18 protein-coding genes are annotated in these 20,139 nt (G+C 53.5%); all 18 read left to right on the top strand.

Annotated elements, in window-relative coordinates:
• Positions 1–125: 125 nt before the first annotated feature.
• The 18 genes from dpsA (at position 126) to ymfI (ending at position 20,031) form a co-directional block, all read left to right on the top strand.
• The gene (gene dpsA / locus ACTHO6_RS09320) at positions 126–1,025 is read left to right on the top strand and encodes a dipicolinate synthase subunit DpsA (RefSeq protein WP_440241260.1); all 900 of its coding nucleotides are present in this window, start codon (positions 126–128) and stop codon (positions 1,023–1,025) included.
• Positions 1,022–1,618: a dipicolinate synthase subunit B gene (locus tag ACTHO6_RS09315; protein WP_440241259.1), complete on the top strand. Its 597-nt coding sequence runs from the start codon at positions 1,022–1,024 to the stop codon at positions 1,616–1,618. The genes dpsA and ACTHO6_RS09315 overlap by 4 nt, the downstream gene beginning before the upstream one ends.
• A 53-nt stretch (positions 1,619–1,671) precedes the next feature.
• Positions 1,672–2,712 carry an aspartate-semialdehyde dehydrogenase gene (locus tag ACTHO6_RS09310; RefSeq protein WP_440241258.1) on the top strand — a complete coding sequence of 347 codons (1,041 nt, stop codon included), beginning with the start codon at positions 1,672–1,674 and terminating at the stop codon, positions 2,710–2,712.
• A gap of 11 nt (positions 2,713–2,723) precedes the next feature.
• Positions 2,724–3,950 carry an aspartate kinase gene (gene dapG, locus ACTHO6_RS09305; protein ID WP_440241257.1) on the top strand — a complete coding sequence of 409 codons (1,227 nt, stop codon included), beginning with the start codon at positions 2,724–2,726 and terminating at the stop codon, positions 3,948–3,950.
• 59 nt (positions 3,951–4,009) lie between these two features.
• Complete coding sequence (dapA, locus tag ACTHO6_RS09300) at positions 4,010–4,876, top strand: 4-hydroxy-tetrahydrodipicolinate synthase (protein ID WP_440241256.1); 867 nt, start codon at positions 4,010–4,012, stop codon at positions 4,874–4,876.
• Positions 4,877–5,029: 153 nt separating this feature from the next.
• Positions 5,030–6,706: a ribonuclease J gene (locus ACTHO6_RS09295; protein WP_440241255.1), complete on the top strand. Its 1,677-nt coding sequence runs from the start codon at positions 5,030–5,032 to the stop codon at positions 6,704–6,706.
• Between the two features lie 124 nt (positions 6,707–6,830).
• Positions 6,831–7,664: a ClpP family protease gene (locus tag ACTHO6_RS09290; RefSeq protein WP_440241254.1), complete on the top strand. Its 834-nt coding sequence runs from the start codon at positions 6,831–6,833 to the stop codon at positions 7,662–7,664.
• Positions 7,661–7,891, top strand: coding sequence for a YlzJ-like family protein (locus ACTHO6_RS09285; protein WP_440241253.1), 231 nt, complete (start codon positions 7,661–7,663; stop codon positions 7,889–7,891). The genes ACTHO6_RS09290 and ACTHO6_RS09285 overlap by 4 nt, the downstream gene beginning before the upstream one ends.
• A 123-nt stretch (positions 7,892–8,014) precedes the next feature.
• Positions 8,015–10,378, top strand: coding sequence for a DNA translocase FtsK (locus ACTHO6_RS09280; protein ID WP_440241252.1), 2,364 nt, complete (start codon positions 8,015–8,017; stop codon positions 10,376–10,378).
• A 206-nt stretch (positions 10,379–10,584) separates the two neighbouring features.
• Positions 10,585–11,310 (top strand): GntR family transcriptional regulator, encoded by a 726-nt coding sequence (locus ACTHO6_RS09275; RefSeq protein ID WP_440241251.1) that lies wholly within the window; start codon positions 10,585–10,587, stop codon positions 11,308–11,310.
• A gap of 58 nt (positions 11,311–11,368) precedes the next feature.
• Positions 11,369–12,418 (top strand): BMP family lipoprotein, encoded by a 1,050-nt coding sequence (locus tag ACTHO6_RS09270; RefSeq protein ID WP_440241250.1) that lies wholly within the window; start codon positions 11,369–11,371, stop codon positions 12,416–12,418.
• A gap of 118 nt (positions 12,419–12,536) precedes the next feature.
• Positions 12,537–14,051: an ABC transporter ATP-binding protein gene (locus ACTHO6_RS09265; protein WP_440241412.1), complete on the top strand. Its 1,515-nt coding sequence runs from the start codon at positions 12,537–12,539 to the stop codon at positions 14,049–14,051.
• Positions 14,044–15,117 carry an ABC transporter permease gene (locus ACTHO6_RS09260; RefSeq protein ID WP_440241249.1) on the top strand — a complete coding sequence of 358 codons (1,074 nt, stop codon included), beginning with the start codon at positions 14,044–14,046 and terminating at the stop codon, positions 15,115–15,117. Before ACTHO6_RS09265 ends, ACTHO6_RS09260 begins: the two co-directional genes overlap by 8 nt.
• Complete coding sequence (locus ACTHO6_RS09255; protein WP_440241248.1) at positions 15,117–16,076, top strand: ABC transporter permease; 960 nt, start codon at positions 15,117–15,119, stop codon at positions 16,074–16,076. The genes ACTHO6_RS09260 and ACTHO6_RS09255 overlap by 1 nt, the downstream gene beginning before the upstream one ends.
• Positions 16,077–16,330: 254 nt before the next feature.
• Positions 16,331–16,486, top strand: coding sequence for a hypothetical protein (locus tag ACTHO6_RS09250; RefSeq protein ID WP_440241247.1), 156 nt, complete (start codon positions 16,331–16,333; stop codon positions 16,484–16,486).
• 210 nt (positions 16,487–16,696) lie between these two features.
• Entirely contained in the window at positions 16,697–17,992 is a 1,296-nt protein-coding gene (gene yfmF, locus ACTHO6_RS09245; RefSeq protein ID WP_440241246.1) for an EF-P 5-aminopentanol modification-associated protein YfmF, read from the top strand.
• Between the two features lie 2 nt (positions 17,993–17,994).
• Complete coding sequence (gene yfmH, locus ACTHO6_RS09240) at positions 17,995–19,287, top strand: EF-P 5-aminopentanol modification-associated protein YfmH (RefSeq protein WP_440241245.1); 1,293 nt, start codon at positions 17,995–17,997, stop codon at positions 19,285–19,287.
• Between the two features lie 9 nt (positions 19,288–19,296).
• Positions 19,297–20,031: an elongation factor P 5-aminopentanone reductase gene (gene ymfI / locus ACTHO6_RS09235; protein WP_440241411.1), complete on the top strand. Its 735-nt coding sequence runs from the start codon at positions 19,297–19,299 to the stop codon at positions 20,029–20,031.
• Positions 20,032–20,139 lie beyond the last annotated feature (108 nt).

The following is a 20,139-nucleotide window of genomic DNA, read 5'->3' as shown; positions in this document are numbered from 1 at the left end:
CGAAGTAGCGGGAGTCGAATAGGATGGGGGTAGACCGCATGGATTTCCGACATCTTTTTTCAAAAGGAAAACCTTTGCGTTCCGATCATTTAATGCAGTAAAATGTGTGGAAAGGGGAACGCAGCATGCTAACGGGCATACATGTTGCCTTCATTGGCGGAGACGCTCGCCAGTTGGAAGTCATCAAGCGATGCATTCAACTGGACGCCAGTGTCACGTTAGTGGGCTTCGACAACCTGGAAAGCAATTTTACCGGGGCAACGAAGCGACCATTAACATGCGATGTGTTGAAAGACGTGGACGCCCTCATCCTGCCCATCGTAGGAACCGATGACCAAGGCTTTGTGGAAAGCATTTTTTGCTCGAAACAATTGCAGCTTCTGGATCAACACGTGGAAAGCTTGCCGAAGCATTGCGTGGTATATACGGGAATGGCAAAACCTTACCTGAAAAAACTGGTGGCATCCAAGCAGATCCCTCTCGTGGAGCTGCTGGATCGCGATGACGTAGCCATCTACAACTCCATCCCGACCGTGGAAGGAGCGCTCATGATGGCGATTCAACATACGGATATCACGATTCATGGATCGCAGTCCATCGTGTTGGGATTAGGTCGAACAGGTTTGTCAATGGCCCGGACCCTGCATGCATTGGGAGCGCGCGTGAGAGTGGGGGCTAGACGTCAAGAACACTTGGCACGCATCTATGAGATGGGAATGACTCCCTTCCCGATCAGTGAGCTAAAGGAACAAGTCACGAATGCTGATTTCATTTTTAATACCGTCCCGCAGTTGCTCCTCACGGCAGAGATCATTGCGCAAATGCCGCAATCGGCGTTTATTCTCGATCTTGCCTCCAAGCCGGGAGGGACAGATTTTCGATACGCCGAAAGACGCGGCATCAAAGCGCTTCTCGCTCCCGGATTGCCTGGAATCGTTGCACCGAAAACCGCAGGGCAGATTTTGGCCCAGACTTTGTCGCGTCTCATTGCGGAGCAGAGGAAAACCAGGGGGGAGTCAACATGAGTAAGCTGCAGGGAAAGACCATTGGTTTTGGATTGTCTGGATCGCACTGCACGTTTGAAGAAACCATGCCGCAAATCAAGCGGTTTGTGGACGCCGGAGCGAGAGTGATCCCGATTGTTTCCCATACGATCATGACCACCGACACTCGCTTTGGGACTTCGCAGAGCTGGCAGCAGCAGCTCAAGGATTTGACAGGGGAGGAACTGATTTCGACGATTCCCCAGGCAGAACCTTTGGGACCTTCAAAATTGTTGGACGTCATGCTGATCGCTCCCTGCACGGGCAGCTCGACCAGCCGTCTGGCAAATGCCATTACCGACAGCGCCGTCCTCATGGCGGCCAAGGCGACCATGCGCAATTTGCGACCGCTTGTCATCGCGATTTCCACCAATGATGGTCTGGGATTAAACGCTGCCAATATTGCCAAGCTGTTGGCGGCGAAGAATATCTATTTCGTGCCGTTCGGACAGGATGCTCCGGACAAAAAGCCAAACTCGCTCGTTGCCCGTATGGACCTGTTGCTGGAGACATGCGAGGCGGCATTGGAAGGTAGGCAATTGCAACCCTTGCTCATCGAACGATTCAACTACTAAACCAAACACAAAAACAATTCACCTGCTTTTCGCGATTAGGAGGAGAGTAAGAGATGGCTAACCAACTGACTTACAATGTAGCAGTAGTCGGTGCGACTGGCGCAGTCGGACAACAAATGATTCGCTTGCTGGAAGAGCGCAACTTCCCGATCAAACAGCTCAAGCTGCTTGCTTCCGGACGTTCTGCCGGCAAGACAGTCACCTTCAAGGGACAAGAAGTTGTCCTGGAAGAGGCTACGCCCGAGAGCTTTGCGGGAATTGATTTTGCCCTGTTCAGCGCGGGCGGAGGCGTAAGCAAGGAGCTGGCTCCTCACGCGGTGCGTCACGGCGCTGTCGTGATCGACAACACCAGCGCATTCCGGATGGACCCGGATGTGCCGCTCGTTGTGCCAGAGGTGAACATGGACGCCGCTCTCGCCCATAAAGGAATCATCGCGAACCCGAACTGCTCTACCATTCAGATGGTGGCCGCTCTGAAACCCTTGTACGATCGTTTTGGAATAGACCGGATTATCGTTTCGACTTACCAGGCAGTGTCTGGGGCCGGCCAGTCCGCCATCAACGAACTGCGCGAGCAGAGCCGCGATGTGCTGGACGGAAAAGAACCCGTGTGTCAGGTGCTGCCTGTAGGCAAGCTGCCTGTACACCATCCGATTGCCTTCAATGCGATCCCGCAAATTGATGTGTTTACCGACAACGGCTTTACGTACGAAGAAATGAAAATGGTCAATGAAACCAAGAAAATCTTCGGCGATGACACTGTGCAGGTTTCTGCTACATGCGTACGCATCCCGGCTTTTTACGGACACAGTGAGTCGGTCTATGTAGAGCTGAAACAGGACTACGACCTGAACGAGGTAAAAGCTCTCTTGGAGAACGCCCCGGGCGTTGTGGTGGTAGACGCGCCGCAAGAACAACAATATCCTCTGGCTACGGATGCTACCGGCAAGCTGGATGTATTTGTCGGCCGCTTGCGTCGTGATCTGCATCATCCTCGGGGACTGCATATGTGGATTGTTTCTGACAACCTTCTCAAAGGTGCAGCATGGAATACCGTACAAATCGCTGAAGAACTTATCAAAGCACGAGCATAGGGGAGAGGTTTGTGAAGATTCTCGTCCAGAAGTTCGGTGGTTCTTCCTTGACGACGGAAGATTGCCGGATGAGGGCAATCTACCATATACAAAAAGCGATCGACGAAGGGTATGCCCTCGTCGTTGTCGTATCGGCCATGGGGCGCAAAGGCGATCCTTACGCAACCGATACACTTTTGCAGTTGGTTCGCAGCAATGGGAACCAGCTGCCTCGTCGCGAGATGGATATGCTGATGCATACCGGGGAGATCATTTCCGCTACCGTTATGTGCAGCATGCTGAATTCCCGCGGAATCAAGGCTACCATCCTGACGGGCGGCCAGGCCAATATCGTGACGAGTGACGATTTTACCAACGCCCAAATTCTCTCGATTGACCCGAGCCGCATTTTGCAGCACCTGCAAGCAGGCCAGGTTGTGATCGTTCCCGGCTTCCAGGGGCGGACAGCGGATTGGGAAATTACGACGCTGGGACGCGGTGGCAGTGACACGACAGCCACAGCTCTCGGCGTTGCCCTGCAAGCCGAGATGGTGGACATTTTTACGGATGTGGAAGGCATCATGACGGCGGACCCGCGCATCGTCGAAGAAGCACAGCCGCTCGGCATGGTGACGTACACCGAGATTTGCAACATGGCTCATCTGGGAGCAAAAGTGATTCATCCGCGAGCGGTAGAAATCGCGATGCAGGCGAACGTGCCGATTCGCGTTCGTTCTACGTTTTCGGACGACCCTGGTACACTGGTGACGACCATGCTGGAGATCGGCAAAAAGGGATATTCGGTACAGGACAGGGTCGTCATGGGGATTGCTCATGTGCCAAACATCACCCAGATCAAGGTGGCCAACAAGGAAGGCTACTACGATACGCAGCTGCAAGTATTCAAAACGATGGCAACCAATAACATCAGTGTCGATTTCATCAACGTGAACCCATTGGGGGTTGCCTACACGGTTCATGACGAGATGGGAGCAAAAGCAGCGCGGCTGCTGACGGACATGGGATATGAGCCGCAGCTTTTGCCGCACTGCGCGAAGGTTTCTGTCATCGGGGCGGGTATGACCGGAGTTCCCGGCGTCATGGCGCGGATTGTGGAGGCTTTGACGAAAGAAGATATTCAAATTTTGCAGTCGGCGGACTCCCATACGACGATTTGGGTACTGGTGCGTGAGTCAGACATGGTGCGGGCGGTACGCGCCCTGCATCAACAGTTCCAACTGCACGCCCACCATATGTGAGCACTCTTATTTTCATTTTTGATGTCTGTGGAACTACAACAAGAGGAGTGGGAAAGCTAGTGGCACGTTTTGGTCGGCTGGTTACCGCCATGGTAACGCCTTTTAATGAGCAATTAGAGATTGATTTCGATAAAACGGAGCGCCTGATCGATCACCTGCTCGCCAATGGGACGACAGGGATCGTGCTGAGCGGCACGACAGGCGAGTCGCCGACGCTCTCCCGCGAGGAGAAGCTGGAGCTGTTTCGCCACGCAGTAGCGTATGCGAAAGGCAAATGCCACATTATCGCGGGAACGGGCAGCAACGATACGGCATCCAGCATCGCGTTCACCCAGGCGGTTCAGTCCATCGGCGTAGACGCTGTCATGGTTGTCGCTCCTTACTACAGCAAGCCGTCCCAGGAAGGTTTGTACGCTCATTTCAAAGCACTGGCAGAGTCGACGGATCTCCCTGTCATGCTGTACAACGTACCAGGCCGTTCGGTTGTGAATATGACGGCAGAGACGACGTTGCGTCTGGCCCAGTTGCCCAACGTGGTTTGCATCAAGGAAGCGTCCGGCAATCTGGGGCAGATGGCGCAAATTATCGAGCATGCGCCGGAAGGCTTCGAGCTGTACAGCGGTGACGACAGTTTGACGTTGCCCGTCCTGTCGATTGGCGGGGTGGGCGTTGTCAGTGTGGCGAGCCATGTGGTCGGGACGCCAATGACCGAGATGATGGACGCCTTCTTCCAGGGAAAACACGCAGAAGCAGCGTGTATCCACCGCAAGCTGATGCCTGTGTTCGAAGGACTGTTCGCCTATCCGAGTCCAGGACCAACCAAAGTCGCGCTGGAAAAGCTCGGCGTAGCTGTGGGGGGAGTACGCCTGCCATTGGTAGAGTTGAACGAGCAGGAAAAAGCATTTGTACACGCATTGCTTGACTAGCCCACCAAAAGAACGAGATGTCCAAGAGCCATTCCACAACGGGATGGCTCTTTTTCCTTGTGTTCAGGTTTTCACTTCGGGTATAATGAAAACAAGTGATTTGGGGCGGTTTTTTTGAGTGGACATGACAACTAAATATAGGAGGTTACACGTTTGGCAAAGTCGAATCACTCTGTTCTCATTTTCGCCCTGGGCGGAGTCGGCGAAATTGGGAAGAATATGTACGTGGTACAAAGCGGGGACGACATCGTAGTGATTGATGCCGGATTGAAATTCCCGGAAGAGGAAATGCTGGGAATTGACATGGTGATTCCGGACATCACCTACTTGGAGGAGAACCGCGACAAAGTTCGGGGTATTATCATTACGCATGGACACGAAGATCATATCGGCGGCCTCAGCTATGTGCTGAAGCATTTGAAAGTCCCGGTTTATGCGACAAAACTTACCCTCGGCCTGATTGATGCAAAATTGAAAGAAGCGGGTATTCTAAACGAAACGAAGCGCGTATTGATTCACAGCGATTCGGAAGTCGTTCTCGGAAAAATGAAAGCGACCTTTTTCCGGGTGAATCACAGTATTCCGGATTGTGTGGGAGTCTGCCTGGAAACGCCCGAAGGCTACGTCGTCCATACAGGAGACTTCAAGTTCGATCAAACGCCGATCAACAACCAGGCAGCTGATCTGGCCAAGATGGCCATGATTGGCGATCGCGGCGTACTGTGCTTGCTGTCTGACAGTACCAATGCAGAACGGCCCGGATTTACCGGATCGGAGCGCTCGGTGGGCCTGGCCATCAAAGACGTCTTCAGCAAGGCGACGGGACGAATCGTCGTCTCTACCTTCGCATCGAACGTGCACCGCATCCAGCAGGTCGTGGATGCAGCCGTGCAGTTCAACCGCAAGCTGACGGTCGTTGGCCGAAGCATGCAAAACGTCATCAATATCAGCAGAGAGCTGGGCTATTTGTTCGTTCCCGATGGCTTGATTGTCGAGAGCGACGAAATCAACAAGCTGCCTGCTGAACAAGTCGTGATTTTGTCTACTGGAAGCCAAGGAGAGCCAATGTCCGCGCTCACTCGCATGGCCCGATCCGCCCATCGGAAAATTGACATCCTTCCAGGAGATACGGTCATTATCGCGGCGACCCCGATTCCGGGGAACGAAAAGTATGTCGCGCGCACGATTGACCAGCTTTCGAGAATTGGTGCCGATGTGATTTATGGCGGCCATGGACCTAACGGAACCGTCCACGTCTCCGGTCATGGCAGTCAGGAAGAACTGCGGCTCATGCTGAATTTAATGAAGCCTAAGTACTTTATTCCTGTTCACGGCGAATACCGGATGCTGAAAATGCATGCGTTGCTGGCAGAGCAGGTGGGCATCCCGGAGGAGAACATCTTTTTGCTGGATAACGGCGATACGGTGGAAATCTCCGGGGGACGGGCGCGTTACGGCCCGAAAGTCCCCGCAGGCAACGTCCTGATTGACGGCCTGGGTGTCGGCGATGTTGGAAACATCGTACTTAGAGATCGCAAATTACTGTCCCAAGACGGCATACTGGTAGTTGTCGTGACACTCAGCAAACAAAACGGCACGATTCTGTCTGGCCCAGACATCATCTCTCGCGGTTTCGTCTATGTGCGTGAATCCGAGGAACTGCTGGATGAAGCGAATCGCATCGTGACCCAAACACTTATCAAATGCATGGAAGAAAATGTAAATGAATGGTCATCCCTGAAAAATAATGTAAAGGAATCATTGGGACGTTATCTGTACGAACAAACGCGTCGCCGTCCGATGATCCTGCCGATTATTATGGAAGTGTAAGGGAAGGAAAAAGAGCCAGGAATCCACCGGAATGAAGGGGGTTCCTGGCTTTTTTGGCCGTGGGCGGCGCATGATTTTCCCATTCGCTAACCATACTACAAAGGAAAGTGAGGGAGGATCATCCATGTCAAAGCAACCATACAACGCATTTTTAAATAAGCCGCCCTTTACAAGCTCGCTTGCGAACGACGACAAAGGCGCTGCGCCCGAAACCTCGCCTCCGGATGGACAGGAGCCTGCTGTTTCGCCGCCTGCGGAAGCTCCCGCCCAGGAAGATTCCAAAAAAAGGGTCCTGGACTCCATCAGCCAATTGGGGCAAACCACCGTACCGCAGCTGGAAAGCAATATTTATTGTATGACCATCATCGGACAAGTGGAAGGGCACATTCAACTGCCCCCGCAGAACAAGACCACCAAGTACGAGCATCTGATCCCGCAGCTGGTTGCAGCCGAGCAAAACAGCAAGATCGAAGGGGTGCTCGTGATTTTGAACACCGTAGGCGGAGACGTGGAAGCAGGGCTGGCGATTGCGGAGATGGTGGCTTCGATGTCCAAGCCCGTCGTGACGCTTGTTCTCGGCGGCGGCCACAGCATCGGCGTGCCGATTGCCGTTGCCGGTACGTACTCGTTTATCGCGGAAACCGCGACGATGACCATCCATCCGATTCGGCTGACAGGGCTCGTCATCGGGGTTCCGCAAACCTTTGAATACTTGGACAAAATGCAGGATCGCGTCGTCAGCTTTATCGCCCGCCATTCGAACATTTCCGAAGAGAAGTTTCGGGAGCTGATGATGCGTACAGGCGAGTTGACTCGCGATATCGGAACGAATGTTATCGGCGTCGATGCCGTCAAGTACGGCCTGATCGACGAGGTCGGCGGTCTGGGCAAGGCGCTGAAAAAACTGAACGAACTGATCGAAAAAGCCCGAAATGGGGAGGAGCGGGTTCTCCAATGATTTTTTACTCGATCATCCCGGTAGAGACGGTTTTTGCCAACATGGACCAGGTGGAAAAACAGGAGCTGGAAGAGATTACGAACGGCCATGCGACCATGCTGGTGGAGCGGACCGGGCCGTATGAAGGGCGAATCGTCAGGCTGATTAGTCCGGACCCGCAGGACTATTTGAAAGCCCATTACGCCCCTGGACAAAAAGTTCAGTTCCACCCGGAATGGCTCGTCTAAGAAGTCCTGTATTTCTATGAATTTCCTGTGTTATACTAAGGATGTACGAACAGCAGCCGAACAAACTACGGCTGCCTTTTTCCCATTTCTTGTACATAGCGGTAGTAAGCACAAAAAGGAGGCATGCCATTGAGTAGGAGAAAAAGAGAGCGGTCCCAAGCGGCATTGGCCTCGGTTGTCAAAATAGAGCTGCTCGGATTGCTCATCATTGTGCTGTCCTTGATCGGACTTCTGGAAAGCGGATGGCTGGGCAAAAATATCCTCGCGTTTTTGTTCCGTTTCATGGCAGGCTCCTGGGATTTTCTCATCCCTGTGCTGATGATCGGAATGGCCGTCCATATGATGTTTACGCGACAGCCACCGCGACTTACCTATCGTGTGCTGGGGATTGCGTTGATCGGACTTGCGATCCTGACGTGGGATCATCTGATCTTGTACAAGCAGATCACGGCGGACGGCAAATTCGCCGAGCAGAGCATCATCCGGGTGACCTGGGACAGAATTTGGCTGGATCACAGTCAAAAGGTGTCCACGACCGGGGTGGGCGGAGGCATGGTGGGCGCGCTCTTCTTCGCTGTCACCAACGGCCTCGTCGGAACGATTGGAACAGGCTTGATGATTGTCTTTTTGTTTCTCGTCGGTCTTATGTTTCTGTTCAATCTTTCTTATGTGAACATTTTGATGTTTGGGCGGGACAAAATCGCGCTCTTCTACGGCAAAGCGAAGGAAGCGATCAAAGACTCCGTCCAGCTTTTGCAGGAGGAGGGCGAGCGCAGGAAAAAAGAGACGAAGGAAGCGGACGCGCAGCGCAAAGAGAAGCTGCCGGGAGCGGACGAATCGGACACGGGTGCGATTTCGGTGAGAGAGCGCAAGGCGAACTTCGACGAGCAAGCGGTGGAGCAGCCTGTCATCCCGGTCATTCACGATTTTGCCGAACGAATCGCGATGGAGGACGAGGCGACAACAGCGCCTGACCCGGCTGCCAAGCCTGCCGCCGCGCAAACGAAGCAGGAAATTACGTTTGCCCTGGAGGGGGACGAGGAGATTTTCGGAACGCTGGAGACGGGCGAAGAGCAGCCGACTGTGCCCTATGAGCTGCCGAGCTTGCAGATGCTGGCCAGACCGCGTTCAATCGGAACGGCCAAAGATGTGGATCACACCTCGAATGCGCTCAAACTGGTGCAAACCTTGAAAAGCTTTGGGGTGAGCGCGACCGTCTCCGAAGTGCATCGGGGCCCGGCCGTCACCCGTTACGAGGTGCAGCCTGCCACCGGAGTAAAAGTAAGCCGGATTGTCAGCTTGACGGATGACCTGGCGCTGGCGCTGGCGGCCAAAGACATCCGCATGGAAGCGCCGATTCCGGGGAAGTCGGCCATCGGCATCGAGGTTCCCAATTCCGAGGTAGCCGTCGTGTCGCTTCGCGAGGTGCTGGAATCTTCCCCCTATCAGGACGCGGCAGGCAAACTGACCGTTGCTTTGGGCCGCGATATTTCGGGGCAGCCGATCGTGGCCGATCTGACGAAAATGCCGCACTTGCTGGTGGCCGGAGCTACGGGCAGCGGGAAGTCGGTCTGCATTAACGGATTGATTATGAGCATTTTGTTCAAGGCCAAGCCGGACGAGGTCAAGCTGATGATGGTCGACCCGAAAATGGTGGAGCTGAACGTTTACAACGGCATTCCGCATTTGCTGGCCCCCGTTGTGACCGATCCGAAGCGGGCTTCTGTGGCGCTGAAAAAAGTCGTGGCCGAAATGGAGCGGCGCTACAATCTGTTTGCGAAGACAGGAAGCCGCAACATCGAGATGTACAACGCGCAAGGGCAGGGAACGCCTCTGCCGTACATTGTCGTCATCGTCGACGAGCTGGCTGACCTGATGATGGTCGCCCCCGGCGAAGTAGAGGATGCGATTTGCCGCCTGGCGCAGATGGCGCGAGCCTCCGGCATTCATTTGATCATTGCCACTCAGCGTCCTTCCGTCGACGTCATTACGGGGGTCATCAAAGCGAACATTCCTTCCCGCATTGCCTTTGGCGTCTCTTCCATGGCAGACTCCCGGACGATTCTGGATATGGGCGGAGCGGAGAAGCTGCTTGGCAGAGGCGACATGCTGTTCTTGCCGATGGGGGCCTCCAAGCCAATCCGCGTGCAGGGCGCTTTCGTTTCCGACAAGGAGGTGGAGGAAGTCGTCCACTTTGTGAAAGAGCAGCAGGAAGTGCGCTACCACGAAGAAATGATTCCCGGCGAAGTACAGGAGGAGCAGCAGGCTGTGGTGGATGACGAACTGTACGATCAGGCTGTGCAGATCGTCTCAGAAGCCCAAACGGCCTCGGCCTCGCTTTTGCAGCGCCGTCTGCGGGTGGGCTACACCCGGGCAGCACGGCTGATTGACATGATGGAAGCGCAAGGGGTGGTTGGCCCGTACGAAGGCTCCAAGCCGCGAGAGGTTCGTGTTCCACGTCCTTCCATTGAATCAAATATTTCCTAAAACCCGCGACTTTGCCGGTGGAATGCTGCCGGCGAGGTCGTTTTTTTCTGGTTGCCGTTTTAAAATATTTGACTTGCATGATGGACAACCCTCATGTAAAATTTTTAACAGATTGAGGGGAATTGTTGTTATCACGTCTCATGAGAATCAGAGGTCTGACGTCCTACCTGTTGGGATGGCTCGAGGACAACAGGAGTGAATTTGACATGAGCATCAAAGGGAATGTTCGATCACTTTTCCTCTTGGTTATGGACAAAATCAAGAGTGACATCGAAACCGGACGACTGCGTCCCGGTGAACGCCTCCCATCCGAAGCCGAACTATCCAAGCAGTTAGGCGTAAGCAGGGCAACCCTTCGCGAAGCGCTCCGCCTTCTGGAAGAAGAGAAAATTGTGATTCGCCGACACGGAGTGGGTACTTTTATCAACTCCAAGCCTGTTTTTTCGGGCGGAATTGGGGAACTCTTTAGTGTGACGGATGCAATTGAACGTCAAGGATATACCGCAGGGACCATGATCCTGAAGACGTCCTTTGGCGAGGCGGGAGACGAAGAGCGGAAGAGTTTGGCCTTAAATCCGGGTGAAGGTATGCTGACGGTAGAGCGCATACGGACGGCTGACGGCGAACCTGTGGTCTACTGTATCGACCGTATTCCTGCGCGCTTGGTGCCAGAAGGCTATACGGCTGGTGAGGAATCCATTTTCAAATGGCTGGAGAGCGCTACAGGAGTACGAATTTCGTATGCAGTGGCTCACATTGAACCCATGGGCTACAATGAAAAGGTTTCCAATCTGCTGCATTGCGACAAATCGACACCATTGCTCTTGCTCAAGCAGATTCATTACGACGAAAGTGAAAAGCCTGTTTTATACTCCCATAACTACTTCAGAGCTGACAAAATTCACTTTCATGTCGTGCGGAGACGGTTGTGATCGTGGGGGAAACCTCGCGCAACAATTTTCATCAACTAAAAACAGGGGGTAATCTCAGATGAAGAAAGTTCTATCCGTGCTTTCTGTGGCAACACTCAGCTTGTCGCTTGTTCTGGCCGGTTGCGGAAGCAAGGAAGCGCAACCACAGAATGGCGGAAGCAACAGCGGCGCTGAAGGCGGTGCCAAAACGGCGATCAGAATTGGTATGGTGACGGACGTTGGCGGTGTAAACGACAACTCCTTCAACCAAAGTGCCTGGGAAGGTCTGCAACGTTTCCAAGCCGATATGAACCTGCCAAAAGACAGCGTTAACTATCTGCAATCCACCAGTGACGCTGAGTATGTACCTAACCTGACTCAATTTGTAAAAGACAAATGGGATCTGACTTGGGGTATCGGCTTCCTGATGGGCGACCACCTGAAAAAAGTAGCAGACGAAAACAAAGATGCAAAGCTTGCGATCATCGACGCGGAAGTTGACGCGCCAAACGTTGAATCCGTTCTCTTCAAGGAGCACGAAGGTTCCTACCTCGCTGGGATAGTGGCAGCGAAGATGTCCAAAACGAAAACAGTCGGTTTCGTGGGTGGCGTTGAAATCCCGGTGATCAAACGCTTTGAAGTCGGCTTCGAAGCAGGGGTAAAAGCGGTTGATCCTAGCGTAAAAGTCATTAAAGTGTACACAGGCGCATTCGACAAGCCTGACCTTGGCAAATCGACAGCTTCCCAAATGTACGACCAAGGCGCTGATATCATCTTCCACGCTTCCGGCGGTACAGGTGACGGCGTATTTAACGAAGCAAAAGACCGCAAAGCAAAAGGCCAGGACGTTTGGGTAATCGGCGTGGACAAAGACCAATCCCTGACGTTCGGCGATGAGATTACTCTCACTTCCATGGTAAAACGCGTGGATGAAGCTGTATACCGTGTATCCAAAGATGTAGCCGAAGGAAAATTCGAGGGCGGCAAAATCAAATGGCTCGGCCTTGCGGAAGACGGTGTAGGTTTGGCTTCCACCTCCACGAAGAATGTTCCAGAAGACGTACTGAAGCTGGTTGAAGAATACAAGCAGAAAATCGTGAAAGGCGAAATCACAGTGCCAGACAAGTAAGACGATGAAGCGGCAAATGGACAAGGCTGGTTCTAGGAACTGGCCTTGTTCTTTCCCTTCACACTAAACCCAAAAAATGGGGTGAGCAAGGTTGAGTTCGGTAAAAAAAGTAGTGGAGATGCGCGGGATTACCAAGCGGTTCCCCGGTATTGTGGCAAACGACAACATTACGCTTTCTGTCAAGAAAGGCGAAATTCATGCGCTTCTCGGAGAAAACGGCGCAGGCAAGTCCACGTTAATGAATATTTTGTTTGGCCTGTATCAGCCTGACGAAGGCGAAATCCTCATCAACGAAAAGCCAGTGAAGATTACCAGCCCCAACGTTGCCAACGAGCTTGGCATCGGGATGGTGCACCAGCATTTTATGCTTGTGGAGACGTTTACGGTAACAGAGAACATTGTATTGGGAAATGAACCGAAAAACGGGTTGCAAATAGATATCCAAAGCGCCGAAAAAGCGGTGGAAAAGCTGTCAAACCAATATGGACTAAAGGTAGATCCGCGAGCCAAGATTCAGGATATCTCCGTAGGCATGCAACAGCGCGTAGAGATCTTGAAAACGCTTTACCGCGGAGCGGACATCTTGATTTTTGACGAGCCGACGGCTGTTCTGACCCCTCAGGAAATTCATGAACTTATTGAAATCATGCATAACTTGGTCAAAGAGGGCAAGACCATCATCCTGATTACGCACAAACTCAAGGAAATCATGGCGGTTTGCGATGCTTGCACCATTATTCGTCGCGGGAAAGTGATTGACTCCGTGCTGGTAAAAGACACGAATCCGGACGAGCTGGCAGCCAAAATGGTCGGACGCGAAGTCAATTTCCGCGTGGATAAAACCGAGGCGAAGGTGAAGGAAACGATCCTCGCCATTGAAAACCTCACCGCAATGGGCAACCGCGGTGTCAACGCGCTGAACAACCTCAGCCTGGAAGTGCGCGCGGGCGAAATTTTGGGGATTGCAGGCGTCGATGGCAACGGGCAAAGCGAACTGATTGAAGTCTTGACCGGGTTGCGAAAAGCAACCAGCGGCCGTGTCCTTCTCAATGGCAAAGACATTACCAACCAGTCTCCACGGGATATCTCGGAAGCGGGCTTGTCGCACATTCCGGAGGACCGTCACAAGCGCGGATTGGTTCTGGATTTTACCATGAGCGAGAATATGGTGTTGGAAACGTATTTCCACCCGACGTTTAACAAAAACGGCTTTCTCGATTATGGCGCGATTGACAAGCATGCGGCCAAGCTGATTGAGGAGTTTGACGTGCGTACGCCTTCTATCTATACGCCAGCGCGCGCTCTCTCCGGAGGAAATCAGCAAAAGGCGATTATTGCCCGTGAAGTGGACAAGAATCCGGATCTGTTGATTGCCGCACAGCCGACACGCGGCCTGGACGTAGGGGCGATCGAGTTTATTCATCGCCGTCTGGTCGAACAGCGCGACAAAGGGAAGGCGGTTTTGCTGCTTTCGCTGGAGTTGGATGAGGTCATCAACCTGTCTGACCGGATCGCCGTCATTTATGAGGGCAGCATCGTAGGAATCGTCGATGCCAAATCGACGAGCGAGCAAGAGCTGGGCTTGATGATGTCCGGCGGAAAACGAATGCCTGGAGGAGGAAACGATGAATAAAGTGATCGCTGTCTTTACAAAAGAATCGTTCCTCGTTCCTGTCGTCGCGATTATCCTCGGTCTGTTGACCGGAGCGATCGCCATGCTGGCAGGCGGCTTCAACCCGATTCAGGCTTACACGGCGCTGATTGAAAAGGTATTCGGAAGCGCCTACAACTTCGGGGAAACGATCCGGCAGATTACGCCGCTGATCTTTACGGGTCTTTCCGTGGCCTTTGCCTTTCGGACAGGACTGTTTAACATCGGGGCAGAGGGCCAGTTTATTGTCGGGATGGTTGCTGCTACGACCGTGGGGGTTTCCTTTGACCTTCCTGCTTACATTCACGCGCCTCTCGCTGTCATTGCGGGCGCGGTAGCAGGCGGCCTGTGGGGCTCGATTGCCGGTTATTTGAAAGCGGCTCGCGGCGTGAACGAGGTTATCACCAGCATCATGCTGAACTGGGTTGCGCTGTACCTGGCAAACTGGGTCATGAATGCCTTTTTCATCCCGGCCGGACAACAGCGTTCGGAAATGATTAAGGAATCTTCGATGATTACGATCAGCTGGCTTTCGCAACTGTTTGACAGTGCCCGCTTGCACTGGGGAACCTTGCTTGCTGTGCTTGCCGCTATCTTTTTCTATGTCATTCTTTGGAAAACCAAGTCGGGCTACGAGCTGCGTGCCGTAGGTCTCAATCCGCATGCTTCCGAATATGCCGGGATGAACGTAAACCGAAATGTCGTCAAAGCGATGTTCATCGGGGGTCTGTTCGCGGGTATTGGTGGCGCTTGCGAAATTTTGGGCGTGTTCCATTACCAGGCGATCATGACGGCGCAGCCAGGCTATGGCTTCGACGGGATTGCCGTCGCGCTGATCGGCGGAAATACGCCGCTTGGCGTCGTACTTGCCGCCATTTTGTTCGGGATTCTCACCTTTGGTGCAGCCGGCATGAAGTTTGGCGCTGGCGTGCCTGTTGAGCTGATCCGTGTCGTCATCGCTTCTGTCATCTTTTTTGTGGCGGCGCACGGCATCGTGAAAATTTTTGTCAAACCAATCTTGAAGAAGAAAAAGGAAGGTGGAAACTGATGGATTGGGGAGTCATTCTTAGCAACCTCGTTCATGATACCATCGTGTTTTCCACTGCCTTGATTTTTGCCGCATTGGGCGGACTCTACTCGGAGCGCTCTGGTGTCGTGAATATCGCGCTGGAAGGCATGATGATTATCGGTGCCTTCACGGGTGCCGTCATTACCTATGCGTTTCAGGATTCGATGGGAGCGCTTGCTCCGTGGATCGGCTTTATTCTCGCGGGAATCGCCGGTTCGATTTTTGCCCTGCCGCATGCTGTCGCTTCCGTTACCTTCAAAGCGGATCAGACCGTCAGCGGCGTGGCCTTGAACTTTTTGGCAGCAGGGCTGTCTGTGTACCTGACCAAAATCATCTTTAACGGGGCTGGTCAGACAACGACCTTGACCAGCGTCTTTGGCAAGTGGGAAATCCCGCTCTTGCATGACATTCCGTATCTGGGCCATGCGCTTTTTGAAGCGTATCCTACCAGCTATTTGGCCTTCATCGCTGTCGCTTTGACCTGGTATTTGATCTTCAAGACTCCGTTCGGATTGCGTCTGCGCGCCGTCGGTGAGCATCCACGCGCTGCGGACACCGTCGGGATCAACGTCAAAAAAATGCGCTATACCGCTGTCATGATTAGCGGTGCGCTGGCTGCTTTGGGCGGAGCGACCATCTCGCTGACGACGACGAGCAACTTTTCCCATAACACGGTATCCGGCCAAGGCTTTATTGCGATTGCCGCGCTGATTTTCGGAAAATGGCATCCGGCTGGAGCAATGGGAGCGGCCTTGTTCTTCGGGGTGGCCCAAGCCATCAAGTCGTTGGTACAGATTTTCGGACTGACCAAGTTCATTCCGACCGAGTTTATCTTCATGCTGCCGTACGTACTGACCATTTTGGTCATGGCTGGTCTGGTGGGTCGCTCCAACGCTCCTGCCGCACTGGGCAAACCGTACGATACCGGCTCTCGATAAGGACAAATGGATATCGTTTTGCGTCTGGAACCCGTTTCCTTTCCTGCGCGATCCTGTTTTTGCGGAGATCGCCCGGGGGAGGGAAAGACATGAACGGTCGACTGCGTACGCACAGCCGTTTGCGTTCTACCGGGATTTCCGGGCGCTTTTTTTGTCTGGAGGTGCAGCAAAAGAACAAAAGAAAGCGGGAAGCTTGTGGGCGAAATGGGGCAGACTATCCAGTGAGGAATCCTGACAAATAGGGGGCTTTTCCAATGTGGGTCTGTCCGTATTGCGGAGGAAATCACGGCTTGCCGTTTCACGACGACCAATTGACGGGGGTGCTTTGCCTGTCTGCTGATTGCGGTCGGTTCGTGGAAGAGGATGTCATTTCGAATGACAAGAGTGACTGGGATAATATGGATTTGTAGTACGGAGCAGGGAGCAAGCGTCTGAAAAAGGGGGCCTGCTCTTTTCTTTTTTCAAGGGGCAAGGGATTACGCGAGGAGTCTTATGGACGACTGCACGCGCATACGATGGAAAACAGGGCAAATAAATATAATGGAAGATTCTGATGAAAGATGGCCTGCCAATTGGTTACAATAGAGAAGTATACGCAGATGGAGAAGGGAGAAGTTGCCATGAAAGCACAAGCGTTTGAGATCGCGTTTCAAAGCTCCCGCATTAACGGGATGAACGTACATATTCTTCCGACCGCCAAATTCAAAACCACGACGATCGTAACGATGATTGAGCAGGCTCTGTCGGAGGAACACGTGACCAAAACCGCGCTGCTGGCGAACGTCATGAAGCGGGCAAGCGCCCGGTTTCCGGAGACCAAGCAATTGCGCGCGCACCTCGACTTTTTGTACGGTGCCATCTTTGATGTAGATGTGATGAAAAAAGGAGAACGGCAAATCCTGCAAATCTATATGGAGGTGCCGAACGAAAAGTACCTGTCCAAAGAAGACGCGCTTTTGGAACAGGCGATTCAGTTTGTAGGCGACATGCTGGTGCGGCCGCATGTGCCAAACAATGCGTTTGCCGAGAAGTACGTGACGCAGGAGAAGGAAGCGCTGCGAAAGCGGATCGAGAGCCTGATTGACGACAAGATGAAGTACGCCAATCAGCGCGTCACGGAAGAAATGTGCAAGGGAGAGCCGTTCTCCCTGCTGGTCCAGGGGCGCGTACAAGACTTGCCGGCGATCACGGGCGAAGAGTTGTATCGCTATTTCCAGGAAATCACTACGGCCAACCCGATTAACATGTTCGTCGTCGGGGATGTCGAGCCGCAAACCGTGGCCGATGCCATTCGCACGCATATCCCGCTTGCGCGCACAGATGCGGGAGAGCTGCAACTTGGTGGCGCGACCAAGCCCGTGGCGGAAGAAAAAGAAGTCATTGATCGCCTCGACGTGAATCAGGCCAAGCTGAATATCGGCTGCCGGACGCAGGTGACCTACAAGGATGACGACTATCCGGCTTTGCTGTTGTACAACGGTATTTTGGGCGGATTCCCGCACTCCAAGCTGTTTGTCAATGTCCGGGAAAAAGAAAGCCTCGCTTACTACGCCGTATCGCGTCTGGAGAGCCATAAAGGCATCATGATGATTATGTCGGGGATCGACGTGGGCAAATACAAGCGCGCAGTAGAGATCATCAAGGAGCAACTGGACGAGATGCGGGCCGGCAACATTTCAGAAGAAGAGCTGACGCAGACGCGAGCTACGCTGTCCAACCAGTTTCGCGAGCTTTTGGACAGCGCCCGCGGCATGATCGACTTTACGTACAACGGCGTGATCAGCGGCCGCAAGCGCAAGCTGGATGAACTCCTTGCCGGGATTCGGCAGACCAGCCTGGAAGACATCAAACGGGTAGCAAACAAGGTCGCGATCGACACGATTTACTTGCTTCGCGACAAGAAGGGAGAGGCGTAATCATGCAGACGACTGTTTTTGAGCAAGTAAACGAAACCGTCTACCACGAAACCCTGGACAACGGACTGCAAGTCTTCCTGGTGCCCAAACAAGGCTTCAGCAAGACGTATGCCGTATTTACCACGCGCTACGGCTCGATTGACAGCCATTTCAAAACGCGCAGCGGCGAAGAGATCAACGTGCCGGACGGGATCGCCCATTTTCTGGAGCACAAAATGTTTGAGAAAAAAGACCGCGATGTCATGCACGAGTTCAGCAAAAACGGAGCCTCTTGCAACGCATTTACCAGCTTCAACCGTACCGCGTACCTGTTTTCGTGCACAGACAAGCTGGACGACAACCTGAATCTGCTGCTCGACTACGTGCAGGAGCCGTACTTCACGGATGCCAGCGTGGAAAAGGAAAAGGGAATCATTGGCCAGGAAATCACCATGTACGACGACAATCCGGACTGGAAGGTCTACATGAACCTGCTCAAGGCCATGTACCAAAAATATCCGATCAACATTGAAATTGCCGGCACGATCGAAAGCATCTCGCATATCACCAAAGAATCCCTCTACCAATGCTATGAAACGTTTTACCATCCGGCAAACATGCTGCTTCTGGTCGTAGGCTCGTTTGAACCGGAGGCGATCATGAAGCTGATCCGCGAGAACCAGACAAAGAAGGAATTCCCCCCTGCGCCGCAAATTACCCGGGTATTTCCCGAGGAGCCTGCCGCTCCGGCGGAGGCCAAGATCGAAGCGATTCTCCCGGTCGGTCTGCCCAAATGTCTGATCGGCATCAAGGAAAAGGAAACCGGGCTGACGAAAGAAGCGTTGCTGCGAAGAGAATTGACGACGAAGCTCGTATTGGACATCGCGTTTGGCACCAGCTCAGCCATTTACGAGCGGCTGTACGAGAATGAACTGATTACGGACAGCTTTGATTTTGACTACAGCAGCGAACAGGACTACGCCTATACGATCATCGGCGGAGATACGCCTGACCCGGATAAGCTTGTGGCCACGATCAAGACAGAAATCGCGCAGCTCAAGCAAAAAGGAATCAGCCAGGAGGAGTTCGAGCGGGCCAAGCGGAAAAAAATCGGCCATTTCCTGCGTTCCCTCAACTCGGTGGAGTTTATCGCGAATCAATTTACGAGCTTCAAGTTCAACGGTAACGATCTGTTTTCCGTGGTGCCCACCTTGGAGTCGATTACACGCGAAGAAGTGGAGACGCGCCTGAACGAGCATTTTCTGGAGGAGCAGATGGCCGTGTCCATCGTGCGGTCCGCTTCGCCGCAGGAGTAGGGAATGAGCATGACGGAAAACATCCCTTGGGCATTGGTGACGGGGGCCTCTGGAGAGATCGGGCAGGCGATTGCAGCCTGCCTGGCGGAAGCAGGGGTGCCCCTGTACCTGCATTACAACCGCTCGGAGAACAAGCTGGATCGTCTGGTGCAGCTGTGCCAGGAACGCGCTGTCCCTTGCGTCAAGCTGCAGGCGGACTTGCGCGATCCGGGGCAAATCGCGGCGATGTTCGGCCAGATGCCATCACCGCCGCTTCTGGTTGTCAACAACGCCTCGGCCGATCACGTCGGCCTGTTTACCGACGTGTCTGTCGAGACGTTTGACGAGCTGGTGGCGCTGAACGTTCGCTCCGCCTTTTTGGTTTGCCAGGCTGCCTTGCCTGCGATGCTGCGCGAGCGCTACGGGCGGATCGTCAATGTCTCGTCGATCTGGGGTCTGACGGGCGGCTCCTGCGAGGTACTCTACTCCTTGACCAAAGGCGCAATCAACACGTTTACCAAAGCGTTGGCCAAGGAAATGGCGCCAAACGGCATCACGGTCAACGCCGTTGCCCCCGGAGCGATCCGGGGCGGGATGATGGAGCGCTTTTCCCCGGACGAGGTGGAGATGATCGCCGACGAAATCCCGGCGAACCGCTTGGGCGATCCCCGCGAGGTGGCGGCTGTCGTACGCTTTTTGCTGTCCGCAGATGCGAGCTATGTGACAGGCCAGATCATCAGTCCGAACGGCGGCTGGTACACCTAGGAGCCGTTCACGCGCTCGTGAATAATTTCCGACAAATGGTGGAAGTCTACCTCTTGTGTGGGCGGTAGAAGACCGCTGCCGCAACGAAAAAAAGGAGGGAATTCCCTA

Origin of the sequence: Brevibacillus sp. SAFN-007a (genome assembly GCF_051967035.1) — a bacterium.
Taxonomy (GTDB): Bacteria; Bacillota; Bacilli; order Brevibacillales; family Brevibacillaceae; genus Brevibacillus.
Note: the sequence above shows the minus strand (reverse complement) of the source record. Positions and strands in the feature narration are given on the sequence as shown.

What these genes read in the sequence shown, in the direction of transcription:
- ACTHO6_RS09280 (WP_440241252.1), top strand. Translation starts at nt 8,015, where the DNA reads ATGCCATTGAGTAGGAGAAAAAGAGAGCGGTCCCAAGCGGCATTGGCC.
- ACTHO6_RS09310 (WP_440241258.1), top strand. Translation starts at nt 1,672, where the DNA reads ATGGCTAACCAACTGACTTACAATGTAGCAGTAGTCGGTGCGACTGGC.
- ACTHO6_RS09255 (WP_440241248.1), top strand. Translation starts at nt 15,117, where the DNA reads ATGGATTGGGGAGTCATTCTTAGCAACCTCGTTCATGATACCATCGTG.
- ACTHO6_RS09265 (WP_440241412.1), top strand. Translation starts at nt 12,537, where the DNA reads ATGCGCGGGATTACCAAGCGGTTCCCCGGTATTGTGGCAAACGACAAC.
- ACTHO6_RS09270 (WP_440241250.1), top strand. Translation starts at nt 11,369, where the DNA reads ATGAAGAAAGTTCTATCCGTGCTTTCTGTGGCAACACTCAGCTTGTCG.
- ACTHO6_RS09250 (WP_440241247.1), top strand. Translation starts at nt 16,331, where the DNA reads ATGTGGGTCTGTCCGTATTGCGGAGGAAATCACGGCTTGCCGTTTCAC.
- dpsA (WP_440241260.1), top strand. Translation starts at nt 126, where the DNA reads ATGCTAACGGGCATACATGTTGCCTTCATTGGCGGAGACGCTCGCCAG.
- ACTHO6_RS09285 (WP_440241253.1), top strand. Translation starts at nt 7,661, where the DNA reads ATGATTTTTTACTCGATCATCCCGGTAGAGACGGTTTTTGCCAACATG.
- ACTHO6_RS09275 (WP_440241251.1), top strand. Translation starts at nt 10,585, where the DNA reads ATGAGCATCAAAGGGAATGTTCGATCACTTTTCCTCTTGGTTATGGAC.
- yfmF (WP_440241246.1), top strand. Translation starts at nt 16,697, where the DNA reads ATGAAAGCACAAGCGTTTGAGATCGCGTTTCAAAGCTCCCGCATTAAC.
- yfmH (WP_440241245.1), top strand. Translation starts at nt 17,995, where the DNA reads ATGCAGACGACTGTTTTTGAGCAAGTAAACGAAACCGTCTACCACGAA.
- ACTHO6_RS09290 (WP_440241254.1), top strand. Translation starts at nt 6,831, where the DNA reads ATGTCAAAGCAACCATACAACGCATTTTTAAATAAGCCGCCCTTTACA.
- ACTHO6_RS09260 (WP_440241249.1), top strand. Translation starts at nt 14,044, where the DNA reads ATGAATAAAGTGATCGCTGTCTTTACAAAAGAATCGTTCCTCGTTCCT.
- ACTHO6_RS09315 (WP_440241259.1), top strand. Translation starts at nt 1,022, where the DNA reads ATGAGTAAGCTGCAGGGAAAGACCATTGGTTTTGGATTGTCTGGATCG.
- ymfI (WP_440241411.1), top strand. Translation starts at nt 19,297, where the DNA reads ATGACGGAAAACATCCCTTGGGCATTGGTGACGGGGGCCTCTGGAGAG.